Raw genomic sequence first — 4,181 nt, forward strand, 5'->3', positions numbered from 1 at the left:
CTACGCCACACCGCCCGCGACTGTCGCAGACCCCTGACAGCCCTCGGCCTCACCGGATGAACCCGGACAGACCTCGATCATGCAAGGAACCCTGCATCTGGCAGGGTGTGGCGTGTGACAAGCGAAGGCGATACGAGCAGGGACGGCGAGGCGTGGGCGATGGATATCCTCGTCCAGTTGCGCCAAGGCAGACAGGAGGCACATGCGCGTCGCGACGCGCTTGCGGCAGCGGTCGACGAAATAGCCGACGGTTTCACGCAACTGGGCCTCAAGCCTTGGAAATCGGAGCGTAAGAGCCCGGCGCGAGAGGACATGAAGGTCCCGGACGTCATGCTCGGTGACCGCGCCGAACCAGCCGCAACGGTTCTCCGGTATGAATCAGCGGTCAACATCCTCAGCGCCGCCGATCAGCTTCGGGGTTTCGCCGTCCTGCTTCGTGCAGAGAAATCGCTGATGGGCGCGGTCTCGGTCGCGCGTGGCGTCTTCGAGGCGTGCCTGTGGGCCACAGCGGTAATCGACCCGACCATCAGCACTGACGAGCGCCTGCAACGTGCCCTGACGCGTCGCCTCGCACGACTCTCGGCAGGTATCCGTCTCAGGGAAATGCTCGGCGGCGATACCGATGCCGACCAGCTCGTTGAGAACGACGGCGACGTGGATGACGCGCACGGGACCAACCGCGATCCCGCGAAGGACATCAGCGACATCTTGGCTTACGCCAAGGACCGGGGCTGGCCTGTGAAGAGGGGCCGTCGCACCCCCGAGATCACACCCCTTTCGATTGACTGGCTCAGCGAGAACCTTGAGCGCCGTATCGGCATCGAGGGGTACGCCTGGACGAGCGGCTCGTCGATGGCTCACGGCGAGCATGCTGCCGACACGGCGGTGTGGGTTGAACTGTCCCAGGACATCGGCACAGCTCCGGCATGGTTGATCCAGTTGTGGTCGAACGGTGCTTGGGCGGGACCGCGTCTCTTCCTTGCAACGCACGCCACCTACACAGGGAAGGGCAGCCTGCGCCGCGAGTATCAGCGGTTCGAAGAGTTGTTCTTGAGCGGGGCCGGCAAGAGCTGAGGCCCTGGAGATCCATACAGCATGCCCTCATGCGCTACGCCCGCCGTCCTCGCTGCACCGAGTGCAAGGCAGCATTCACGTAAGAGCGGTGGCAGGCGGTGGAGTGCACCGGCTGAGACGCCTCCCTCCGAAGGCCCGTCCGACCCTGTGCGGGGACTGCGACCAGCGACACGGGACCGACTGGGAGGAAGCCTGGCCGGACGCGGCGCGCCAGGAGCAGGAGCCGGCCGTGCCGGAGCAGAAGGCCACCGGCTGGCTCTCGCGCCTGCGCCGCTGAGCTGGGTACGCCTCCCGACCAGCCGCGCTTCTCCTTCTGGCAAGGACCAGCCCGGCGAATTGGATGGATACGACGGAGAAGGCACGTCATGCTGGAAGCGATCGATGCGAGGGGGGAAGCGTGAGCCGCGGGCAGACGGAAACTCTTGACGAGAAGCACCAGCGCTTGCTGGAAGCTTTCGTGTTGAGGGCCCGCAGGGTGGAGGAGCATTCGCTGGCCGCCGACTGGGACGCCCTTGTCGAGCTGACCCGCATGAGCATCAACGTCCGTGTCGACCGCGGCGAGGTCCGGATCTCGTACGAGCTCCCGCCCGAGGAAGTGGTCGAGTCTGCGGCAGCGCGTATCAGGCCAATTCTGCTGGAGCAGGAGGACTGTTTTCACATGAAGGCGCTCTCGGCTCTGGGCTACACCTGTCGAGCAGTGCCACAAGATGCGGCGTGGATACGGGCCGCACGCGCTGAGTGGCGGACACGGGTAAGCCCCTCCACGCGCGACGAATCTGGCTATTGGGTCATGGTCGCTGACACGTCCACGGGCGAAGAGCGTGACCTCGATGCGCATGGGCTGGCCATGGCCTGGATCTACGGAGACGTGGTGCATCACGATCCAGAGCGACGCAAGGAAGGCGACACCTTCGGACTGCGCGATCGGTTTCGCGCCGCTGTGCCCCTGGTGGCCTGGGCGATGGTCGGCACAATCGAGCTCCTTAATTTTGTCCGGGCACTGAACGAGGCCGGGATGCTGAAACTTCGACAGGAAGTGTTCGACGAGCAGGTCGCCTTGAAGTCGACCGTGTGGGAAGAACGTGCCGAGATGTACTACGCGCCCGTCGGCGCTCCGCATCCCTCGCTTGCGAGCTCTCCCATGCCCGAGGGGTGGCTCCCTCTGAGCAAGGCATCTGACCTGTCGGTCTTCCGTCACCGCATTGCGGGACAACTCTTGAACACGGAGCGCTCACCATCTATGACGTACCTCCCCTCACCCGAAGAGATCGAAGCCGCTCGCACGCCCGCTGGCGGTTGGAAGCGAGACCAGCTCGCCGCTTGGGGCGTGCCGTGGCCCCCGCCGAAGGGCTGGAAGGATGAGCTGGCCGAACGCTGGAAGGCCGCCCGCGGTTGTTTGTGAGTGGGTGGGCCGCTGTCATGAAGTGAGAGATTGAGGGGTGGGATCGCTGTCATGGGGCTTTATCGCATGGCAGCTGATGTTGTATCAGGTTCGAGAGTTCTTACCTATGGACAGGGATGAGGAGTTGCTGCGCGGCCGGGTCTACGGCGCCGACCACGACCACCAGGGCCCGCTCCCGCACCGCGACTACGCCGAACTGGTCGGCGGCCCGCTCGACGGGCTGCTGCTCGACATCACCGGCTGGACAGCGGACGAGATCCAGACCGGCGTCGCGCTGACGACCGAGCTCGGGCAGTTCGGCGCCGGCGGCCGGGCCCTGTACGACCCGCGGCCCGGCGAGCGGAACCGCTGGAACTGGTCCGGTGACACTCCCTGACTGCTCCGGTCCGACTCGCCCACCAGCACGGCCCGGGGCACGCTGAGAAGCGTGACCAGCGCACCGATCGTCGTGCACCGGCCCTCCCATTCGGGCGGCCGGAGAGTCACCGTGCACAGCCACGGCCAGGACGAGATCCTCGGCACCGCCTACAGCGACCACGACCTGGTCGTGTTCCTCGAGGGCGCCGGTGTCGCCGAACCCGAGGCCATCCTGGACGACCCGCAGTGGGTGGAGTGGCGCGGCGGCCGGGCCCACGGGTTCCACGCCGCCTGACGGAGGTGGTGGGCCGGGTGCACATGCTGCGCCCGGCCCACCACCGGTCAGCCAATCAGCTTGTGCAGCACGGGAACCCTGCCTCCAGCGGCCACCAGGCCCGCTGCGACGGCCGCGGGCACGGACTTGTTGTGGAGGAACATGAGGCCACCCATGACGAGGCCGATGATGACGGCCGCCAGGAACACCACGGCGGCGTGCACCGACAGCAGCGGGGTCTCCGCCGGCGTTCCTGCGCCGGCCGGGCCGGGCGGTTCGGGTCGGGCGGGTATGGGGGAGTGCGGGTGCGGGTCCCGAGACATCGGGAGTCTCCTACGAGGCGGAGGAACAGAGACGGCGGACACCTGTGGTGGTGTCGTCCGCGTGGGGGTGGCGCGCGCCTCGCGGTCGGCGGTCCTGCTGCGGCTCTCTGGAGAGCGTCCCTGTGGGGCTTCGGCCCGGCCCAGGGTGGGCGTGTTCAGCGTAGCGGCGATCGGTGCGGGTGTTGCCCCGGGTGTCTGGCGGGTGGTCATCGGTACTGCCTCTGGCGTGAGTTCGACATGGCGGACGGGACAGTGACAGGACTCAAGTGCTTGCGTCTCGTCCTGGCGGGCACGGCTCCTTCACCCCTTAGGGCCAGAGGCCGGGACCCGGACAGCAGCGACCGGGAAAAAAGATTCCGGGTCACGACGAAGGCCCGGACGCCTGGTCCGGGCCTTGCGCTGTCGAAGTCCTCTAGTGAGTCGAACGCCAGTAAGGGAGTCGGAGACCTACCGTCTACTCGTGCTCTCCCCGGGAACGGTTGGCGACCCAGTCCGGAGCCCGTACGGGCGCCAGCGCTCGGGTCTCGGTGGCCGAGGCGCGCATGATGTGCCAGCTGGTGCCCGGCGCGGTGACGGTGTGGGCCAGGACGACGACGGCCTGACGGCCAGCACCGCCCCAGACCCACACCCCGGTGAAGCGGACCTGATCGGCCGCCTACTGAGCTTTTCGGCTTAGCGTCGGGTGGTGACGGGTGGTGATCCCTGCGGTATGCCGTTCCTATGCGGTATGCGCAGGGTGGGGGTCTGACCG

The 4,181-nt window shown here is 67.1% G+C and carries 7 protein-coding genes; 5 read left to right on the forward strand and 2 right to left on the reverse strand.

Annotated elements, in window-relative coordinates:
- The first annotated feature begins 114 nt into the window (after nt 1–114).
- From ACWC91_RS41190 to ACWC91_RS41210, 5 genes are all read left to right on the forward strand, one after another.
- Nucleotides 115–1,074 (forward strand): hypothetical protein, encoded by a 960-nt coding sequence (locus ACWC91_RS41190; RefSeq protein ID WP_450644911.1) that lies wholly within the window; start codon nt 115–117, stop codon nt 1,072–1,074.
- Nucleotides 1,075–1,162: 88 nt separating this feature from the next.
- Nucleotides 1,163–1,351, forward strand: coding sequence for a hypothetical protein (locus tag ACWC91_RS41195; protein ID WP_450644912.1), 189 nt, complete (start codon nt 1,163–1,165; stop codon nt 1,349–1,351).
- Nucleotides 1,352–1,471: 120 nt separating this feature from the next.
- Entirely contained in the window at nt 1,472–2,476 is a 1,005-nt protein-coding gene (locus ACWC91_RS41200; RefSeq protein ID WP_450644914.1) for a hypothetical protein, read from the forward strand.
- A 106-nt stretch (nt 2,477–2,582) separates the two neighbouring features.
- A complete protein-coding gene (locus ACWC91_RS41205) occupies nt 2,583–2,852 on the forward strand; it encodes a hypothetical protein (protein ID WP_390821091.1) in 270 nt (89 codons plus the stop codon).
- Between the two features lie 51 nt (nt 2,853–2,903).
- Nucleotides 2,904–3,128 (forward strand): hypothetical protein, encoded by a 225-nt coding sequence (locus tag ACWC91_RS41210; RefSeq protein WP_450644916.1) that lies wholly within the window; start codon nt 2,904–2,906, stop codon nt 3,126–3,128.
- A 47-nt stretch (nt 3,129–3,175) separates the two neighbouring features.
- Here ACWC91_RS41210 and ACWC91_RS41215 read toward each other — a convergent pair whose 3' ends face one another.
- Both ACWC91_RS41215 and ACWC91_RS41220 read right to left on the reverse strand, forming a co-directional pair.
- Complete coding sequence (locus ACWC91_RS41215) at nt 3,176–3,430, reverse strand: hypothetical protein (protein WP_450644918.1); 255 nt, start codon at nt 3,428–3,430, stop codon at nt 3,176–3,178.
- A gap of 454 nt (nt 3,431–3,884) precedes the next feature.
- Nucleotides 3,885–4,058, reverse strand: a complete 174-nt coding sequence (locus ACWC91_RS41220; protein WP_450644920.1) for a hypothetical protein — start codon at nt 4,056–4,058, stop codon at nt 3,885–3,887.
- Nucleotides 4,059–4,181 lie beyond the last annotated feature (123 nt).

The organism is Streptomyces sp. NPDC001204, from assembly GCF_053598035.1.

What these genes read in the sequence shown, in the direction of transcription:
- ACWC91_RS41205 (WP_390821091.1), top strand. Translation starts at nt 2,583, where the DNA reads ATGGACAGGGATGAGGAGTTGCTGCGCGGCCGGGTCTACGGCGCCGAC.
- ACWC91_RS41215 (WP_450644918.1), bottom strand. Translation starts at nt 3,430, where the DNA reads ATGTCTCGGGACCCGCACCCGCACTCCCCCATACCCGCCCGACCCGAA.